The following is a 17,051-nucleotide window of genomic DNA, read 5'->3' as shown; positions in this document are numbered from 1 at the left end:
CCCGGGAGCTGCGCGGGAACGGCATCCAGCCGCCGGGGAGGGCTCCACCAGATGTCCGCGACCACCGCCACGCAAGCGCGTTCCAGCCTCGCCGCCTCGATCGCCATCGTCGGCGGGCTGTTCTTCATCATCGGCTTCTTCACCTGGATCAACGGCCCGCTGATCACCTTCGTGCAGCTGGCCTTCGACGTGAGCGAGATCGCCGCGTTCCTGGTGCTGATGGTGTTCTACCTGTCGTACTTCTTCCTCGCCCTGCCGGCGTCGTGGATCCTGCGCCGCACTGGCCTGAAGAAGGGTCTGGCGCTGAGCCTGGCGGTGATGGCCGCCGGCGCGGCGCTGTTCGGCGAGTTCGCCACCCGCCGCTGGTTCGGCGGCGCCCTGGCCGGGCTGTTCGTGATCGGCGGCGGCCTGGCCCTGCTGCAGACCGCGGTCAACCCGTACATCTCCATCCTCGGCCCGATCGAGACCGCGGCGCGGCGCATCGCGCTGATGGGCATCTGCAACAAGATCGCCGGCATCCTCGCCCCGGTGGTGCTCGGCTCGCTGGTGCTGCGCGGCATCGGCGACCTGGCGGCGCAGGTGCAGGCGGCCGACCCGGCGCTGCGGGCGCAGCTGCTGGAGGGCTTCGCCACCCGCATCCACGCGCCGTACCTGGCGATGGCCGCGGTGCTGCTGGTGGTGGCGGTGGCGGTGCTGTTCTCGCCGCTGCCGGAACTGCGCAGCGAGGAAGCCAACGCCACCCCCGCGCACGCCGGCGGCGGGGGGCCGCGCAGCATCTTCGGCTTCCCGCACCTGTGGCTGGGCGTGGCCTGCCTGTTCGCCTACGTCGGGGTGGAAGTGTTGGCCGGCGACGCCATCGGCACCTACGGCCACGCCTTCCACCTGCCGCTGGACCAGACCAAGTTCTTCACCTCCTTCACCCTGGCGGCGATGCTGCTGGGCTACCTGGCCGGGCTGGCGCTGATCCCGCGGGTGTTCACCCAGGAGCGCTGGCTGAGCGTGTCGGCGGTGCTGGGCGTGCTGCTGTCGCTCGGCGCCCTGCTGACCCATGGCTACGTCTCGGTGGGCTTTGTCGCCGCGCTGGGCTTCGCCAACGCGATGATGTGGCCGGCGATCTTCCCGCTGGCGATCCGCGGCCTGGGCCGCTTCACCGAGACCGGCTCGGCGCTGCTGATCATGGGCATCGCCGGCGGCGCGGTCATCCCGCAGGCGTTCGCCGTGCTCAAGCAGTACTTCCACTTCCAGTGGGTGTTCGCCGCGCTGGGCGTGCCCTGCTACCTGTACATCCTCTACTACGCCCTGCGCGGCCACCGCGCCGGGCTGCCGGCCGGTCGCTGATCGCGCATCATGGACACGGTTTCCAGGAAGACGGACGGCATGCGCAGGCCCACCATCAAGGACGTCGCGGAACGGGCGAAGGTCTCGCTCAAGACCGTGTCGCGGGTCATCAACAACGAGCCTTCGGTGATGCAGGCGACCCGCTCGCGGGTGCTGGCGGCGATCGCCGAGCTGGACTACGAGCCGGACGCCACCGCGCGCAACCTGCGCAGCGGCACCCCGTTCGTGATCGGGCTGGTGTACGACAACCCCAACCCGTACCACATCATCGCGGTGCAGAACGGCGTGCTGGCGGCCTGCCGCGAGACCGGCTTCGGCCTGCAGATCCATCCGTGCGACTCGACCTCGCCGCTGCTGGCCGAGGAGCTGGCCGAGCTGGTGCAGCGCTCGCGCCTGGCCGGGCTGGTGCTGACCGCGCCGATGTCGGAGCGGCCGGACCTGGTGGCGGCGCTGGTGGCGCGCGGCATCCGCGTGGTGCGGATCATCGCCGCCACCGAGGACCCTGGCGATGGTCCCTGCGTGTACATCGACGACCGCGACGCCGCCTACGAGATCACCGAGCACCTGATCCAGCTTGGCCACCAGCGCATCGGCTTCCTCTGGGGCGGGCCGCAGCACCGCTCCTCGGCCGAGCGCTACGCCGGCTACGAGGCCGCGCTCAACGACTACGGCATCACCCTGGACAAGCACCTGGTGATCCCGGGCGACTACACCTTCGACGACGGTTTCCGCGGCGCGCGCCGGCTGCTGGCGCTGCGCGAGCCACCCACCGCGATCTTCGGCTCCAACGACGAGATCGCCGCCGGCGTGCTGGCCGCGGCCAAGTCGGTGGGGCTCAACGTGCCCTACGACCTGTCGATCGCCGGATTCGAGGACAGCCCGTTCTCGCGCCAGTCCTGGCCGGCGCTGACCACCGCCAAGCAGGCCACCGAGGACATCGCCCGCCATGCCGCGCGGCTGCTGATCGGCAGCCTGCGCCAGGACGCGTATGCCGAACACCCGCTGGGCCTGTCCAACCAGGGCTTCGTGCCGCAGCTGGTGGTGCGCGGCTCCACCGGCCCGGCGCCGCTGCCGCGCGCCCGCGCCGCTTCGCCATCCTCCGACGAGGCCTGAACCCGCCATGGCCCTGCCCGCGCAAGACCAGACCCTGATGTTCCGCGAGGCCGCGCAGGCGGCCGAGGTGGTGGCCGCGCAGCTGCGCCGCAACCACGATGCCGTGGCCGCGCTGGCTGCGCGCCTGCGCGCGGACACGCCGCCGTTCGTGGCCACCTGCGCGCGCGGCAGCTCCGACCATGCCGCCACCTACGCCAAGTACCTGGTGGAGACCCGGCTGGGCGTGGTGACTGCCTCGCTGTCGCCCTCGGTGGGCTCGGTCTACGCCGCGCCACTGCGGCTGCGCGGCGCGTTGTTCCTGGCGATCTCGCAGTCCGGGCGCAGCCCGGACCTGCTGCGCAACGCCGAGGCCGCGCGCGCGGCCGGCGCCTGCGTGGTGGCGCTGGTCAACGTCGAGGATTCGCCGCTGGCTCGGCTGGCCGACGCGGTGCTGCCGCTGGGCGCCGGGCCGGAGCGCAGCGTGGCGGCGACCAAGAGCTACCTGGCCTCGCTGGCGGCCATCGCCCAGCTGGTCGCGCACTGGAGCCAGGACGCGGCCCTGCTGCGCGCGCTCGAGGCGCTGCCGGACGCGCTCGCGGAGGCGTGGGCGCAGGACTGGTCGCCGCTGGTCGATGGCCTGGCCGATGCGCACAACCTGTTCGTGCTCGGCCGCGGCCTGGGCCTGGCCGGGGCCCAGGAAGCGGCGCTCAAGTTCAAGGAAACCTGCGGCCTGCATGCGGAGGCCTACAGCTCGGCCGAGGTGCGGCACGGGCCGATGGCGCTGGTCGGCCCGGGCTTCCCGGTGCTGGCCTTCGCCCAGCCCGACGCCACCGGCGCCGATGCCGGATCGGCCGCCGCGCAGTTCCATGCGCGCGGCGCACAGGTCTGGCTGGCCGCCGCCGATGCCAGCGCCGGCGGCGCCGGCACGGCGCTGCCGCTGGCCGCCGCGCCGGACCCGGCGCTGGCGCCGCTGCTGGCGGTGCAGAGCTTCTACCGTGCGGTCAACGCGCTGGCGCTGCGGCGCGGGCACAACCCGGACCTGCCGCCGCACCTCAACAAGGTCACGGAGACGGTGTGATGGCCACCCAGGCCCTGGTGAACGGCCGCGTCCTGCTGGACGACGGCTTCCATGACGACGTGGCGGTGCTGGTCGACGGCAGCGGCCGCATCCAGGCGCTGGTGCCCGAGGGCCAGGCGCGGATCGAGGCCGGCAAGGTGCGCGACCTCGGCGGCGGCTGGCTGCTGCCGGGCTTCATCGACGTGCAGGTCAACGGTGGCGGCGGCGTGCTGTTCAACAACGACACCCGTCCCGAGGCGATCGACGCCATCGGCCGCGCGCACCGCCGCTACGGCACCACCAGCTTCCTGCCGACCCTGATCAGCGACACCGCCGAGGTGATGGAGCGCGCCATCGCCGGCACCCGCGCGGCGATCGCCGCCGGCGTGCCCGGGGTACTGGGCATCCACTTGGAAGGCCCCTACCTGGCGCCGGCGCGCAAGGGCACGCACGACGCCAGCCGCTTCCGCGTGCCGGACGCGGCCGAACTGGCCATGGCCACCTCGCTGGACAACGGCATCACCCTGGTCACCCTGGCGCCGGAGCAGGTGCCGGCCGACACCATCCGCGCCATGGTCGCGCGCGGGGCCATCGTCTGCGCCGGGCATACCGCCGGCACCTACGAGCAGGTCCATGCCGGGCTGGAGGCCGGGGTGCGCGGCTTCACCCACCTGTACAACGCGATGTCGCCGCTGCAGGGGCGCGAGCCGGGCACGGTCGGCGCCGCGCTGGAAAGCCGCGAGGCCTACTGCGGGATCATCGTCGACGGCGTGCACGTGCATCCGGCCAGCCTGCGCGTGGCGCTGGCGGCCAAGCCGCGCGGCACCCTGTTCCTGGTCACCGATGCGATGCCGATGGTCGGCTCCGACGATCCCTCGTTCGAGCTGTACGGCGAAACCATCACTGCGGTGGATGGCGTGGTGCGCAACGCCGCCGGCGCACTGGCGGGCTCGGCCCTGGACATGGCCACCGCGGTGCGCAACACGGTGCGGCTGCTGGGCCTGCCGCTGGAGGAGGCGGCGCGCATGGCCTCGACCTACCCGGCGCGCTTCCTTGGCGTGGATTCGCGGCTGGGCCGGATCGCGCCGGGCTGGCAGGCCGACCTGGTGCTGCTGGACGAGGCGCTGCAGGTGCAGGCGACCTGGGTCGCAGGCGCCGCTTCGGACGCCTGAGCGTCGCGGGGAGCCACGATGGCCCTGGCCCTGGTTTCCCGGTGAGTTCCATGGCGCACGCGGGCGTGCAACGCCTGGCCTCGGTCGATGCCCTGCGCGGGCTGACCGTGGCGGCGATGCTGCTGGTCAACAACCCCGGCGACTGGGGCCACGTGTATGCCCCGCTGCTGCACGCAGACTGGCAGGGCTGCACGCCGACCGACCTGGTGTTCCCGTTCTTCCTGGCGATCGTCGGGGTTTCCATCGCGCTGGGCGTGGTGCCGCGCGCGGAGGCTGGCGGCGACCGCGCCGTGCTGATGCGCGCGGTGGCGGTGCGCGCGCTGCGCATCCTCGGCCTGGGCCTGCTGCTGCACCTGCTGGCCTGGTGGTGGCTGGACCTGCCGCATTACCGGCCGTGGGGCGTGCTGCAGCGGATCGGCCTGTGCTTCCTCGCCGCCGGCGCGGCGGCGCTGTACCTGCGGCCGCGCGGGCAGTGGCTGCTGCTGGCGGGCCTGCTCGCCGGCTGGTGGGCGTTGCTGCGCGCCGGCGGCAGCCTGGAGCCTTACGCCAACATCGCCAGCCGCATCGACGATGCGCTGCTGGGTCCATGGCTGTACCAGCACGACGCCGCCGGCCGCGGCCATGATCCGGAAGGCCTGCCCACCACCCTTGGCGCGCTGGCCACGACCCTCCTGGGCCTGCGTGCCGGCGACTGGCTGCGCCACGGCCAGCTGCGGCGGCTGGCGGGCGCCGCTGTTCTGGCGCTGCTGCTGGGGCTGGCCTGCACGCCATGGATGCCCTGGAACAAGAACCTGTGGACGCCGTCCTACGTGGCGTGGAGCGGCGGCTGGGCGCTGCTGGCGCTGGTGGTGGCGCACGCACTGGTGGACCTGCGCGGCTGGCCGGCGCTGGGCCGCGCGTTCGGGGTCAATGCGATCGCCGCCTACGCGGGTTCGGCGGTGATGGTCTACGCGCTGGCCGGGCGCGGCTGGTGGGAGCCGGTCTACCGCGGCGTCTTCGCCGGATGGATGACGCCGCGCTTCGGGCCGTACCTGCCGTCGCTGGCGTTCGCCCTGGCCTTCGTCGGCCTGTGGTGGCTGCTGGTGCGCTGGATGGACCGGCGCGGCTGGTACCTGAAGATCTGAGCCGCCAGCTAGGCGTGGCAACGCGCGGCGCGCGCCAGCAGCAGGCCGCGCTCGCGGGCGTTGCCGGTCATCGCCGCGGCGCGCTCGAACTCGGCGCGCGCCTCGTGCAGGCGGCCGAGCCGGAACAGCAGGTCGCCGCGCACGCTGGGCAGCGGGTGGTAGCTGGACAGCTTGGGCTCGTCCAGCAGCGCATCGACCAGCGGCAGCGCCGCTTCCGGGCCGGCGGCCATCGACACCGCCACCGCGCGGTTGAGTTCGACCACCGGCGACTGGGTCAGCCGCGCCAGCGCGTCGTACAGCGCCACGATCCGGCTCCAGTCGGTGTCCTCCGGCGCCAGGGCGCGGGCATGGCAGGCCGCGATCGCCGCCTGCAGCGCGTAGAAGCCCGCGCCGCCCCCCAGCCGCTGCGCGCGCTCGAGCGCCTCCAGGCCGCGCCCGATCAGCAGCCGGTCCCAGCGCGAGCGGTCCTGCTGCAGCAGCAGGATGGGCTCGCCGTCCGGGCCGGTGCGCGCGTGCAGGCGCGAGGCCTGCAGTTCCATCAGCGCGACCAGGCCATGCACCTCCGGTTCCTCCGGCATCAGCCCGGCCAGCACCCGGCCCAGGCGCATGGCCTCCTCGCACAGCGCCGGGCGCATCCAGTCGTCGCCGCTGCTGGCGGCGTAGCCTTCGTTGAACACCAGGTAGATCACCCCCAGCACCGCCGACAGCCGCTCCGGCAACTCCTCGCGGCGCGGGATCTCGAACGGCACCCCGGCCTCGGCCAGGGTGCGCTTGGCGCGCACGATGCGCTGGGCGATGGTGGCCTCGTTGGCCAGGAACGCGCGCGCGATCTCGCCGGTCTCCAGGCCGCCGAGCAGGCGCAGGGTCAGGGCCACGCGCGAGTCCTGCGGCAGCACCGGGTGGCAGGCGATGAACATCAGCCGCAGCACGTCGTCGCCGACGGTGTCGTCCAGCAGGTGCTCCGCGCGCGCGGCCACGTCCTCCTGCAGCTGCTCCAGCTCCCAGGCCACCTGCACGTGCTTCTCCTCGCGCAGCTTCAGGTGGCGCAGGCGGTCGATGGCGCGGTTGCGCGCGGTGGTCATCAGCCAGGCCCCGGGATTGTCCGGCACGCCGTCGGCCGGCCACTTCTCCAGCGCCGCCACCAGCGCGTCCTGGGCCAGCTCCTCGGCCAGGCCGACGTCGCGCACGAGCCGGGTCAGGCCGCCGATCACGCGCGCCGATTCCATCCGCCAGACGGCGTCGATGGTGCGGGCGATGTCGACCTGGTGCGGGTGCGGACTCATGCGCGGTGGATCACACCACCGCGCGCGGCGCGGAGCAAGCCGTGATGCGCATCGCATTGCGGCGCCCGGCCCTGGGGCCGGCGGCCGGACCGGCGGGAAGCGGCCATGGCCGGCGCGTGCCCCGGGCAGCCCGGGCAAGGCCGCCGCGCGCGGTGCCACCACGCGGCATGCACGCCATGCATGCGATCAGGAAGCTCCGGATCACGGGAAGCGGAGGCGGTGGTGGACGCCAGGCTGCTCGCACGGCGGTACCGCGATTACATTGCCTGCCTGAACGCGCGCGACTGGGACGCGCTGGGCCGGTTCGTCGATGCGGCCGTGGAGCACAACGGCAGGGCCCTGGGCCTGGCCGGCTACCGCCGGATGCTGGAGCAGGACGTGGCGGCGATCCCGGACCTGCAGTACGCGGTCGAACTGCTGGTGGCTGAGCCGCCGCGGCTTGCCGCGCGCCTGGATTTCCACTGCACGCCGCGGGGCCGCTTCCTCGGCCTGGACGCAGGCGGCCGGCGGATCCGCTTCGCCGAGCACGCGTTCTACGAATTCGCCGGCGAGCGCATCGCGCGGGTGTGGTCGGTGATCGACAAGGCGTCGATCGAGGCGCAGCTGGAGCCGGGAGCCGGCCGGTAGCGGCATGCGTCGCGGAACCGCGCGCGCCTGCCGGCTAGACTCGGCCATCGATCGCCGGAGGACGCGGGCATGCGGCAGTCGCTGGGCCTGGTATCGCTGGTCGTGCGCGAATACGACGAGGCGATCGCGTTCTTCGTCGGCACGCTGGGCTTCCGCCTGGTCGAGGACAGCTGCGTGCCGGAGCAGGGCAAGCGCTGGGTAGTGGTGGCGCCGCCGGGCGCGGACGCGGGCCAGCTGCTGCTGGCGCGCGCGTCCACCCTGGAGCAACGGGCGCGGATCGGCGCGCAGGCCGGCGGGCGCGTCTTCCTGTTCCTGTATACCGACGACTTCTGGCGCGATTACCACGCCTACCGCGCCAGGGGCGTGGTGTTCGTGCGCGCGCCAAGGACCAGGCCCTACGGCACGGTGGCGGTGTTCCGCGACCTGTACGGCAACCTGTGGGACCTGCTGCAGCCTTCGCCGGCGCCGCGCGCCGCCGGCGATCCGCCCACGTGACCGCGGAGGAGATGCCATGACCCGTCGCCATGCCTCATGCAGCTGCGGCCAGCTGGCCCTGACCGCCGAAGGCGAACCGCTGCGCGTGTCAGTCTGCCACTGCCTGGAATGCCAGCGGCGCTCCGGCAGCGTGTTCGCGGTGCAGGCCAGGTTCCCGGCCGACGCGGTGGCGATCCGCGGCCAGGCCGGTGCCTACGCGCGCACCGGCGACGAAGGCACCTCGTGCACCTTCCATTTCTGCCCGCGCTGCGGCACCACCGTGTACTTCGTACCCGATGCGATCCCGGGCGTGGTGAGCGTCCCGGTGGGCGTGTTCGCCGATCCCGGCTTCCCGCCACCGCGCGTATCCGTGTACGAGGCGCGCAGGCACGCCTGGGTGCGCCTGTCCGGGGACATCGAGCACATCGACTGACCCGCGCTGCGCCGACCGGCGTCAGCGCCCGCCGTGGCCCGGTTCCCAGGGCGGATCGGCGAAGCGCTCGGCGAGGAAGTCGACGAACGCGCGCACCCGCGGCGGCACCAGGCGGCGTTGCGGCATCACCGCGTGGATGCCGGTGGCCGCGATCGGGTAATCGGCCAGCAGCTGCACCAGCCGGCCCCGGCGCAGGTCCTCGCAGACCTGCCAGGTCGAGTGCATGGCGATGCCCAGGCCGGCCAGCGAGGCGTCGTGCAGGGCCTCGCCGTAGTTGCTTTCCAGGCGGCCGCGCACGCGCACCACGATTTCGCCGCCGCGGCCGTCGCCGAACCGCCACACGTCCTGGCGGCCGTGGCGGCCCACCAGCAGCAGGCAGTCGTGCGCGGCCAGTTCCTGCGGCGTGCGCGGGGTGCCGCGGCGGCGCAGGTAGGCGGGTGCGGCGCACAGCACCCGCCGGTTCTCGGCCAGCCGCCGCGCGACCAGGCTGGAATCGCCCAGCTCGCCGATCCGCACCGCCAGGTCGAAGCCGTCGCTGACCAGGTCGCGCAGCTGGTCGTTGAGGTCCAGGCGCAGGGTCAGCTTCGGGTGCCGGGCCAGGAACTCCGGCAGCAGCGGCGAGATGTACTCGCGTCCGAACGAGGCCGAGGCGGTCACCCGCAGGGTGCCGGCGACCTCGGTGCCGGCCTGGCGCAGGCCCCCGGCCAGGGCCTCCAGGTCCTCGACCAGCGGACGGCCCTGCTCGGCCAGGGCCATGCCTTCGGGCGTGGGGTGCAGCCGGCGCGTGGTCCGGTGCAGCAGGCGCACGCCCAGTTCCGATTCCAGGCGCTTGAGGCGCTGGCTGGCCACCGCCACCGACAGGTCGAGGCTGCGCGCGGCCGCCGAGATCGAGCCGAGGTCGAGCACGCGCAGGAACAGGGTGATGTCGCCGATGCGGTCCATGGCCGGGGCGGGGCGGAAGGCCGCTCCACGGTTGCGCCGGTCGCGGCGATTGTCAACGGTCCGTTGAAAGTGCTTGCCGGATTGCGTGGTTATTGCGGAAGCCGGACGCGCCTAGCCTGCGTCCGTCATCCCGATCCCGGAGGCTTCCGTGACTGCCACTTCCTCCCAGGGGCGCCTGCCGCTTGCCCTCTACGCCCTGACCGCCGGCTCGTTCGGCATCGGCTGCGCCGAGTTCGTGATCATGGGCCTGCTGCTGCAGGTCGCCGCCGACATGCAGGTCACCATCGCCGCCGCAGGACTGCTGGTGACCGGCTATGCGCTGGGCGTGACCGTCGGCGCACCGGCGCTGACCCTGCTGACCCGGCGCATGCCGCGCAAGGCGGTGCTGCTGGCGCTGATGGCGATCTACAGCGCCGGCAACCTCGCCTGCGCGCTGGCGCCGGACTACGCCACGCTGATGGCCGCGCGCGTGCTCACCTCGCTGACCCACGGCACGTTCTTCGGCGTCGGCGCGGTGGTGGCCACCGGGCTGGTGCCGGAAGCGCGCAAGGCCTCGGCAATCTCGGTCATGTTCTCCGGCCTGACCCTGGCCACCCTGCTGGGCATGCCGGCCGGGGCCTGGCTGGGCCTGCACTTCGGTTGGCGCTCCACGTTCTGGGCGATGGTCGTGGTGGGGCTGGCCTCGCTGCTGGTGATCGCCGCGCTGGTGCCGCGCAGCCGCGGCGGCGATACGCCGGTGCCGCTGCGCGCCGAACTGGCCACCATCGCGCGCCCGCAGGTACTGCTGGGGCTGCTGACCACCATGCTCGGCTTCGCCGGCGTGTTCGTGGTGATCACCTACGTGCAGCCGCTGCTGACCCGGGTGGCCGGCTTCGGCGAGGGTGCGGTGTCGCCGGTGCTGCTGCTGTTCGGCGCCGGCATGGTGGTCGGCAACCTGCTGGGCGGCCGCCTGGCCGACCGCCATCCGGTGCCGGCGCTGCTGGGAACGTTGCTGGCGCTGGCGGTGGTGCTGGCCGGCATGGCCGTGGCGGTGCGCGCGCCGGCGGCGATGGTCCTGGCCGTGGCCCTGCTGGGCGTGGCCGCGTTCGCCACCGTCCCGCCGCTGCAGCTGCGCGTGCTGCGCCATGCCGCCGGCGCCGGACAGAACCTGGCCTCGAGCTTCAACATCGCCGCGTTCAACCTCGGCAACGCCGCCGGCGCCTGGCTGGGCGGGGTCGCGATCGAGCGCGGTCCCGGCCTGCCGGCGCTGCCGTGGCTGGCCTCGATCGTGACCCTTGCCGGCCTGGCGGTGGCGGCCTGGAGCGTGCGCCTGGAGCGGCGCGAAGCGCATGCCGCCAGTGCGCCTGCAGGCGGCATGCCCGAACGCTGCTGATCCGTTTCCCCTGCCACGGAGAACCCGCATGCAATCCCTCAGCCCGACCCGCTTTTCCGCCCCGATCCGCCGCCTTGCCGCGCTGCTGCTGGCCGTGGCGGTCGCCGTACCACTGCAGGCACAGCCGGTGCGGCCGGCATGGATCGCGACCTGGACCGCCAGCCCGCAGCCGCGCTGGGATGGCGACTTCGCCCTGCCGAGCAATCTTCCGTTCCAGTTCTTCGACCAGACCGTGCGCCAGGTGGCGCGGGTGAGCATCGGCGGACCGCGGGTGCGGGTGGTGCTGTCCAACGAGTACGGCACGCGGCCGCTGCGGATCGGCGCCGCGCGCATTGCCCTGGCCGGCCGCGACGGCGCCATCGTGCCCGGCAGCGACCGCGTGCTGAGCTTCGGCGGCCAGGCGGCGGCGAGCATCCCGCCCGGCGCGCCGCTGCTGAGCGATCCGGTGGAGCTGGAGGTGGCGCCGCTGTCGCATGTCGCCGTCAGCCTGTACCTGCCGGAACCGACCGCGCCGTCCACCTTCCACTGGGACGCGCGCCAGACCGCGTGGGTCGGCGCCGGCAACCAGGCCGGCGCGACGCGCATCGCCGCCGACGCGACCCTGGACACGCGCGTGTTCCTGCGCGACGTGCTGGTGGAGGCGGCGCCGGGCACGCGCGCGGTGGTCGCGTTCGGTGACTCGATCACCGACGGCAACATGGCCAGCATCGACGCCGATGCGCGCTGGCCCGACGTGCTGGCCGCGCGCCTGGCGCCGCAGGGCGTGGCCGTGCTCAACGCCGGCATCTCCGGCGCGCGCGTGCTGCGCGACCGCATGGGCGACAACGCCCTGGCCCGGTTCGAGCGCGACGTGCTGGCGCAGCCGGGCGTGGCCGCGGTGGTGCTGCTGATGGGCATCAACGACATCGGCTGGCAGGACACCCCGCTCGGGCCTGGCGAGCGCTCCGCGGATGCGGAGGAACTGATCGCCGGCTACCGCCAGCTGATCGCGCGGGCCCGCGCCCGCGGCGTGCGCATCGTCGGCGGCACGCTGACCCCGTTCGAGGGCGCGCTGGAGCAGACCCCGCAGCACGGCTACCACAGCGCCGCCAAGGAACGCATCCGCCAGCAGGTCAACGCCTGGATCCGCGACGGCGGCGAGTTCGACGCGGTGCTCGACTTCGACGCGCTGCTGCGCGACCCCGCCCGGCCCACGCGCTTTTTGCCGGCATACGACTCCGGCGACCACCTGCATCCGGGCGATGCCGGCTACCGGGCGATGGGAGAAGCCGCGGACCTGAGGCTGCTGCTGGGCGGGGACCGGGCGCCACTGGCCGCGCCGGCGCGGCAGCGCCGGCCGCGGCGCTAACATGGCCCGCGCGCGCGGACGGCGCGTTGCGCTCGATGGAGGATGCGGTGGGCGATTTCCTGTGGGTGGGACTTGGGGGCTGCATGGGCGCGGTCGCGCGCTACGCGGTGGCCCTGGCCATGGGCCAGGCGGCGATGCAACGCTTCCCGTGGCCGACCTTCGCGGTCAACGCCGCCGGCTGCCTGGCGATCGGCCTGCTGGCGGGGCTGTCCACCCGCGTGCCGGTACCGGCGCAGCTGCGCCTGTTCCTGGTCACCGGCCTCCTCGGCGGCTTCACCACGTTCTCCGCGTTTGGCCTGGAGTCGCTGCAGCTGCTGCGCCGCGGCGAGCCCGCGCTGGCCGCGGCGTACGTGGCCGGCAGCGTGGCCGCGGGCCTGCTGGCGGTGTGGCTGGGCTGGCGCCTGGCCGGCGGCGCGCAGGCCTAGCCCGCACGCCGCCGCCGCGCACCGGCGCTCAGCCGCGGCTGGCCAGGGTCTGGCGCAGGCGTTCCTCCTGCTCGCGCAGTTCCGGGGTGAACTCCGGCCCGAAGTCCTCGGTCTCGAATACCGGCCGGATCTCGATTTCGCTGTCCTCGGGCATCGGGTTCGGGCAGCGCCGCACCCACTCGATCGCCTCCTCCATCGAGCGCACCTGCCACAGCCAGAAGCCGGCCACCAGCTCATGGGTCTCGGTGAACGGTCCGTCGGTCACCGTGCGGGTGCTGCCGGAAAAGCGCACCCGCACGCCGCGCGAGCTGGGGTGCAAACCCTCGCCGGCGAGCATCACCCCGGCCTTGACCAGTTCCTCGTTGTAGCGGCCCATGTCGGCCAGCAGCTGCCCGTCGGGCATCGCCCCGGCCTCGGAGCTTGGGGTGGCCTTCACCATCACCATCACGCGCATGTCGGTGTCCTCCTGGGTGGATGGCCGCGGCGCCCGCCGTCGCGGTCCTCGCAGCTGCGACGCATGGAGCGCGCCGGATTCGACAGCCGCCTCAGTACTCGACGATCGGCCTGAAGCCGCCCCAGAACATGCGCTGCCCGTCGAACGGCAGGGTGGCCGGGTCCATGCCGGCGATGCGCTTGTCCTCCATCACCGCGGCATCGATGCGGTCGCGATCCTCGCGCGAGGCATAGCGGATCCAGGCGAACACCACCACCTCGTCCGGCTTGAGCTGCACCGCCTGCGGGAACGAGGTCAGCTTGCCGGGCTGCACGTCGTCGGCGACGCATTCGACGTATTCCAGCGCGCCGTGTTCCAGCCAGACCTTGCCGGCCTGTCCGGCGATCGCCCGGTAGTCCTCGATCCGGTCACGGGGCACCGGCAGCACGAAACCATCCACGTAAGCCATTGCCATTTCCTCCTCGGTTGCGCGGGGCGGCCGCCCCGCCTGGTGCGACGGATGGAAACGCGCGGATTCGACGGCGGCCGCGGTGCGCGGGCTGGCGTGGCGCTAGCCCGCGTCGCGGCGCAGGGTGCGCGCGGCGGCGATCGCCCGCACCCGCGCGCGGCGCAGGGCGGCGCCGACCTGGGGCCCGGAGATGCCCTCGGCCAGCGCCAGGTCGCGCGCGTTCACCGCCGCGGCCGCGGCATGCAGGCGCTGCAGTTCCGGACCCTGCGGATAGGCGTCGTCCTCGTGGTCCAGGCGGCCGCGCTTGTCGGCCTCGCAGCACAGCGCGATGCGGGCCACCTGCGCCGGCTGGCGGAAGGCATCGCAGCGCTCCAGCAGTTCCAGCACGGTGTCGTCGCGCAGTTCGCCCAGGCGGTGCACGTTGAGGTGCTCGCGGCACACGGCCTCGGCCAGCTTGCGGTGCGCGGCCGGCACCCGCAGGCGCTCGCACAGCCGCGCCAGCGGCTTGAGCCCGGCGCCTTCGTGGCCGATATGCCGCGGCAGCACGTGCGCCGGGGTCAGCGCCTTGCCGAGGTCGTGGGCCAGCGCGGCGAAGCCGACCAGGTCGTCGCCCGGCGCCAGCCGCGCGGCCATGTCGCTGACCAGTTCCTGGTGGACGCCGGTGTCCACTTCCGGGTGGAACTCGGCGCGCTGCGGCACGCCGTACAGCGCGTCGACCTCCGGCAGCACCACCGCCAGTGCGCCGCAGGCGCGCAGGGTGGCCAGGAACGCCGACGGCCGCGCCGCGGCCAGCGCCTTGCGCAGTTCCTGCCACACCCGCTCGGCCACCAGGGTTTCCAGTTCGCCGGCGGCGACCATGGCGCGCATCAGTTCCATGGTTTCCGGGGCAACGCGGAAACCCAGCGGCGCCAGGCGCGCCATGAACCGGGCGGCGCGCAGCACCCGCAGCGGATCCTCGACGAAGGCCGGGCCGACATGGCGCAGCACGCGGTCGCGGAGGTCGCGCGCGCCACCCCAGGGATCGACCAGGCGGCCGTCGCCGGCGCGGGCGATGGCGTTGATGGTGAAGTCGCGCCGCTGCAGGTCCTCCTCCAGCGTCACCGAGGGATCGGCGTCGACCACGAAACCGCGGTGGCCGCGTCCGCTCTTGCGCTCGGTGCGCGCCAGCGCGTGCTCCTCGCCGGTTTGCGGGTGCAGGAACACCGGGAAGTCCCGTCCCACCGGCTGGAAGCCGGCTTCGAGCATCTGTTGCGGGGTGGCACCGACCACCACCCAGTCGCGGTCGCCGGGCGGCAGCCCGAGCAGTTCATCGCGGACCGCGCCGCCGACAAGATAGGTTTCCATGCGCGGCATCCTACCGTGGCCGGCCGCCGCGGCCGCCGCGCGCTATTGCGCCGCGGCCGGGCAGGCGAAGCCCTTGCGCTTGCCGCTGGTGCGGCCAAGCATGCGCTCGCCCAGCGGCAGTGCGTCGCCGTTGAGGCGCCAGTCGTAGATCACGCTGAAGGCCAGCACCCGCGCCACGTAGTCGCGGGTTTCCTTGTAGCTGATGGTCTCGATCCACAGGTCCGGGTCGTGCCCCGGGCGCTGCTGCAGCCAGCGCGCGGTCGGCGTCGGCCCGGCGTTGTAGGCGGCGATGGCCTGGTAGGTGGCGCCGTACTTGTCCTCCATCTCGCGCAGGTAGGCGCTGCCGAGGGCGATGTTGACCGCCGGGTCGTACAGGCTGTCGGCGCCGGCGTAGGGCAGGCCGGTGCGGCGCGCGACCGCGGCGGCGGTGCCCGGCAGCAGCTGCATCAGCCCGCGGGCGTTGGCCGGCGAGCGTGCCTTCGGGTTGAAGATGCTCTCGGCGCGGATCTCGGCGGCGATCCAGGCCGGGTCCAGGCCGTTGCGCGCGGCCGCGGCGCGGATGTCGGCGTCGTGGTGCAGCGGGAAACGCAGTTCGTACAGGCGCAGCTCGTCGGGGGTGCGGCCCAGCGAGAACACCGCGCGGTCGAACCAGCCCTGCTCCTGGGCCAGGGCAACGGCGATGCGGCGGCGGACGTCGTCGAAGCGGCCCACGGCCTCGTTCCATTCGCGCGTGGCCCAGCCGGCCTGGTCGATGCGGTACAGCGCCAGCGCCCGCACCAGGGCCGGGTCGCGCGCCACTTCCGCGCGCAGCGCCGCCGGTTCCTCCGGTTTCCACGGGCACAGCGCGTAGGACAGGCCGAGGCGGTCGGCGGCGAGGAAACCGTGGAAGGTGGCGGTACGCGCGGCCTGCGCCAGCAGCTCGCGCGCCTGCGCGGCCTGGCCGGTCTTCTCCAGCATGCGTGCCTCGAACCACTGCCAGCGCGGATCGGCGCGCTGCTTCGGCGGCATCTTCTGCAGTGCCGCCAGCGCCGCCTTCCAGTCGCCGCGGGCCATGGCCTCGCGCACCCGCCATTCGTGCAGGCGCTCGTCGTAGGCCGCGTCCGGCACCGCCTGCAGTCGGCGCGCCGAATCGGGCAGATATGAAGCCACGGTCCACAACGCCACCTGGTACAGCACCTGTCCGCGCTCGGCCTCGTCCAGGCCCAGCGCCGGCGCCAGCTGCGCCAGCTGGCGCTCGGCCGCGTCCGGATCGTTGCGCGCCAGCCGCGCCAGGCCGGCGGCAGCCACCTTGCGGCTGCGCGCGTCACGCGGCCATTGCGCCGCGCGCGGGTGCGGCGCCAGCACGAAGGCGGCGTAGTCCTCGGCCAGCCCGCGCCGGGCGTGCGGCAGGCCGCGGGCGATGGCGCGCATCACGCCCGGCTGGCCGGCGGCCACCGCCAGGTCGAAGCGCTCCCAGCGCAGCGCCTCGTCCAGGCCGCCGCGCCGCTCCAGCGCCGCGATCACGGGGTCGCAGGCGTCCGGCAGTGACTCGCCGGTGCGCCAGATCGCCTGCGCCTCGCGGTTCCAGTCCGGGCCGTGGCGGCCGAGTTCGTGCAGCGCGGTCAGCCGCGCGCAGCGCAGGGCCACGTCCTCCACCGGGCGCCAGTCGGCCAGCAGGTCGGCCCACTGCTTGCGGCGCGACAGCGAGGCCAGCCACAGCGGGCGCAGCGCCGCGGCCACCGCCTGGCCGTCGTGGCGCTGCAGGAAAGCGCGGACCTCGGCCGGGTCGGCGCGGTCCAGGTCGCGCGACAGGCGCGCGTACTCGATCCAAGGCCAGCGCGGATCCGCGCGCAGGGCCGGCGAGGCCGCCACCGGCTCGCCGCGCCGGGCAGCGGCGATGGCGGCGCTCACCGCGGCATCGGCGGCGGCATCCGGCAGCGCCTGCGCCTGGGCCGCGCCGCACAGGGCGGCCAGCAGCCACAGCAGCGGCGCCAGGGCCGGGTGGTTGCGCGCGATGGACGGGAAAGCGAAGCGGGGGGTGGTGGGGGGAGACGACATGCGCTCGAATATACGCAACGCGCCTGAATGGCCGTGACGAAGCGGCCGCGCGCGGCGGCGTCCACGGCCGGCGCATCGACA

17 protein-coding genes are annotated in these 17,051 nt (G+C 73.9%); 11 read left to right on the top strand and 6 right to left on the bottom strand.

What is annotated here, in order from left to right; all coding sequences use genetic code 11:
* Positions 1 to 51 precede the first annotated feature (51 nt).
* The 5 genes from EIM48_RS03980 to EIM48_RS03960 are packed head-to-tail and all read left to right on the top strand — an operon-like array spanning position 52 to position 5,783.
* Complete coding sequence (locus tag EIM48_RS03980; RefSeq protein ID WP_028914408.1) at positions 52 to 1,338, top strand: sugar MFS transporter; 1,287 nt, start codon at positions 52 to 54, stop codon at positions 1,336 to 1,338.
* A gap of 39 nt (positions 1,339 to 1,377) precedes the next feature.
* Entirely contained in the window at positions 1,378 to 2,451 is a 1,074-nt protein-coding gene (locus tag EIM48_RS03975; protein WP_028914409.1) for a LacI family DNA-binding transcriptional regulator, read from the top strand.
* A gap of 7 nt (positions 2,452 to 2,458) precedes the next feature.
* On the top strand, positions 2,459 to 3,508 hold the full coding sequence (locus EIM48_RS03970) for an SIS domain-containing protein (RefSeq protein ID WP_019399221.1): 1,050 nt from the start codon (positions 2,459 to 2,461) through the stop codon (positions 3,506 to 3,508).
* Positions 3,508 to 4,659, top strand: a complete 1,152-nt coding sequence (gene nagA / locus EIM48_RS03965; RefSeq protein WP_125111114.1) for an N-acetylglucosamine-6-phosphate deacetylase — start codon at positions 3,508 to 3,510, stop codon at positions 4,657 to 4,659. The genes EIM48_RS03970 and nagA overlap by 1 nt, the downstream gene beginning before the upstream one ends.
* A 50-nt stretch (positions 4,660 to 4,709) precedes the next feature.
* Positions 4,710 to 5,783: a heparan-alpha-glucosaminide N-acetyltransferase domain-containing protein gene (locus EIM48_RS03960; RefSeq protein ID WP_019399219.1), complete on the top strand. Its 1,074-nt coding sequence runs from the start codon at positions 4,710 to 4,712 to the stop codon at positions 5,781 to 5,783.
* Between the two features lie 8 nt (positions 5,784 to 5,791).
* On the opposite strand, the gene EIM48_RS03955 is transcribed toward EIM48_RS03960, so the two are convergent.
* Complete coding sequence (locus tag EIM48_RS03955) at positions 5,792 to 7,066, bottom strand: RNA polymerase sigma factor (RefSeq protein WP_125111113.1); 1,275 nt, start codon at positions 7,064 to 7,066, stop codon at positions 5,792 to 5,794.
* Between the two features lie 222 nt (positions 7,067 to 7,288).
* On the opposite strand from EIM48_RS03955, the gene EIM48_RS03950 reads away from it, so the two are divergent.
* From EIM48_RS03950 to EIM48_RS03940, 3 genes are all read left to right on the top strand, one after another.
* Positions 7,289 to 7,693: an ester cyclase gene (locus tag EIM48_RS03950; RefSeq protein WP_037034338.1), complete on the top strand. Its 405-nt coding sequence runs from the start codon at positions 7,289 to 7,291 to the stop codon at positions 7,691 to 7,693.
* A 69-nt stretch (positions 7,694 to 7,762) separates the two neighbouring features.
* Positions 7,763 to 8,188, top strand: a complete 426-nt coding sequence (locus EIM48_RS03945; protein WP_125109108.1) for a VOC family protein — start codon at positions 7,763 to 7,765, stop codon at positions 8,186 to 8,188.
* Positions 8,189 to 8,204: 16 nt separating this feature from the next.
* A complete protein-coding gene (locus EIM48_RS03940) occupies positions 8,205 to 8,600 on the top strand; it encodes a GFA family protein (RefSeq protein WP_125111112.1) in 396 nt (131 codons plus the stop codon).
* Between the two features lie 21 nt (positions 8,601 to 8,621).
* On the opposite strand, the gene EIM48_RS03935 is transcribed toward EIM48_RS03940, so the two are convergent.
* Positions 8,622 to 9,542, bottom strand: a complete 921-nt coding sequence (locus EIM48_RS03935) for a LysR family transcriptional regulator (RefSeq protein ID WP_125075766.1) — start codon at positions 9,540 to 9,542, stop codon at positions 8,622 to 8,624.
* A 148-nt stretch (positions 9,543 to 9,690) separates the two neighbouring features.
* Between EIM48_RS03935 and EIM48_RS03930 the strand changes: the two genes are divergently transcribed.
* The 3 genes from EIM48_RS03930 to crcB are packed head-to-tail and all read left to right on the top strand — an operon-like array spanning position 9,691 to position 12,687.
* Positions 9,691 to 10,914 carry an MFS transporter gene (locus EIM48_RS03930; RefSeq protein ID WP_199728373.1) on the top strand — a complete coding sequence of 408 codons (1,224 nt, stop codon included), beginning with the start codon at positions 9,691 to 9,693 and terminating at the stop codon, positions 10,912 to 10,914.
* A 28-nt stretch (positions 10,915 to 10,942) separates the two neighbouring features.
* A complete protein-coding gene (locus tag EIM48_RS03925; protein WP_125111111.1) occupies positions 10,943 to 12,262 on the top strand; it encodes an SGNH/GDSL hydrolase family protein in 1,320 nt (439 codons plus the stop codon).
* A gap of 47 nt (positions 12,263 to 12,309) precedes the next feature.
* The gene (gene crcB, locus EIM48_RS03920; protein WP_026010643.1) at positions 12,310 to 12,687 is read left to right on the top strand and encodes a fluoride efflux transporter CrcB; all 378 of its coding nucleotides are present in this window, start codon (positions 12,310 to 12,312) and stop codon (positions 12,685 to 12,687) included.
* A 28-nt stretch (positions 12,688 to 12,715) separates the two neighbouring features.
* Here the strand turns inward: crcB and EIM48_RS03915 are convergent, their stop codons facing one another.
* The 4 genes from EIM48_RS03915 to EIM48_RS03900 form a co-directional block, all read right to left on the bottom strand.
* Positions 12,716 to 13,141, bottom strand: a complete 426-nt coding sequence (locus EIM48_RS03915; RefSeq protein WP_125111110.1) for a YciI family protein — start codon at positions 13,139 to 13,141, stop codon at positions 12,716 to 12,718.
* 91 nt (positions 13,142 to 13,232) lie between these two features.
* A complete protein-coding gene (locus EIM48_RS03910; RefSeq protein ID WP_125076083.1) occupies positions 13,233 to 13,589 on the bottom strand; it encodes a DUF1428 domain-containing protein in 357 nt (118 codons plus the stop codon).
* 102 nt (positions 13,590 to 13,691) lie between these two features.
* The gene (locus EIM48_RS03905; RefSeq protein ID WP_125111109.1) at positions 13,692 to 14,933 is read right to left on the bottom strand and encodes a multifunctional CCA addition/repair protein; all 1,242 of its coding nucleotides are present in this window, start codon (positions 14,931 to 14,933) and stop codon (positions 13,692 to 13,694) included.
* A gap of 42 nt (positions 14,934 to 14,975) precedes the next feature.
* Complete coding sequence (locus EIM48_RS03900; protein WP_019399207.1) at positions 14,976 to 16,970, bottom strand: transglycosylase SLT domain-containing protein; 1,995 nt, start codon at positions 16,968 to 16,970, stop codon at positions 14,976 to 14,978.
* Between the last annotated feature and the right edge of the window lie 81 nt (positions 16,971 to 17,051).

This window comes from Pseudoxanthomonas sp. SGNA-20 (assembly GCF_003931635.1).
Lineage (GTDB): Bacteria > Pseudomonadota > Gammaproteobacteria > Xanthomonadales > Xanthomonadaceae > Pseudoxanthomonas.
This window is presented reverse-complemented; position numbering and strand designations above follow the sequence as displayed.

Bases quoted from the DNA above. Each gene is read 5' to 3' on its own strand.
- EIM48_RS03980 (WP_028914408.1), top strand. From the start codon at position 52: ATGTCCGCGACCACCGCCACGCAAGCGCGTTCCAGCCTCGCCGCCTCG.
- EIM48_RS03975 (WP_028914409.1), top strand. From the start codon at position 1,378: ATGCGCAGGCCCACCATCAAGGACGTCGCGGAACGGGCGAAGGTCTCG.
- EIM48_RS03970 (WP_019399221.1), top strand. From the start codon at position 2,459: ATGGCCCTGCCCGCGCAAGACCAGACCCTGATGTTCCGCGAGGCCGCG.
- nagA (WP_125111114.1), top strand. From the start codon at position 3,508: ATGGCCACCCAGGCCCTGGTGAACGGCCGCGTCCTGCTGGACGACGGC.
- EIM48_RS03960 (WP_019399219.1), top strand. From the start codon at position 4,710: ATGGCGCACGCGGGCGTGCAACGCCTGGCCTCGGTCGATGCCCTGCGC.
- EIM48_RS03955 (WP_125111113.1), bottom strand. From the start codon at position 7,066: ATGAGTCCGCACCCGCACCAGGTCGACATCGCCCGCACCATCGACGCC.
- EIM48_RS03945 (WP_125109108.1), top strand. From the start codon at position 7,763: ATGCGGCAGTCGCTGGGCCTGGTATCGCTGGTCGTGCGCGAATACGAC.
- EIM48_RS03940 (WP_125111112.1), top strand. From the start codon at position 8,205: ATGACCCGTCGCCATGCCTCATGCAGCTGCGGCCAGCTGGCCCTGACC.
- EIM48_RS03935 (WP_125075766.1), bottom strand. From the start codon at position 9,542: ATGGACCGCATCGGCGACATCACCCTGTTCCTGCGCGTGCTCGACCTC.
- EIM48_RS03925 (WP_125111111.1), top strand. From the start codon at position 10,943: ATGCAATCCCTCAGCCCGACCCGCTTTTCCGCCCCGATCCGCCGCCTT.
- EIM48_RS03915 (WP_125111110.1), bottom strand. From the start codon at position 13,141: ATGCGCGTGATGGTGATGGTGAAGGCCACCCCAAGCTCCGAGGCCGGG.
- EIM48_RS03910 (WP_125076083.1), bottom strand. From the start codon at position 13,589: ATGGCTTACGTGGATGGTTTCGTGCTGCCGGTGCCCCGTGACCGGATC.
- EIM48_RS03905 (WP_125111109.1), bottom strand. From the start codon at position 14,933: ATGGAAACCTATCTTGTCGGCGGCGCGGTCCGCGATGAACTGCTCGGG.
- EIM48_RS03900 (WP_019399207.1), bottom strand. From the start codon at position 16,970: ATGTCGTCTCCCCCCACCACCCCCCGCTTCGCTTTCCCGTCCATCGCG.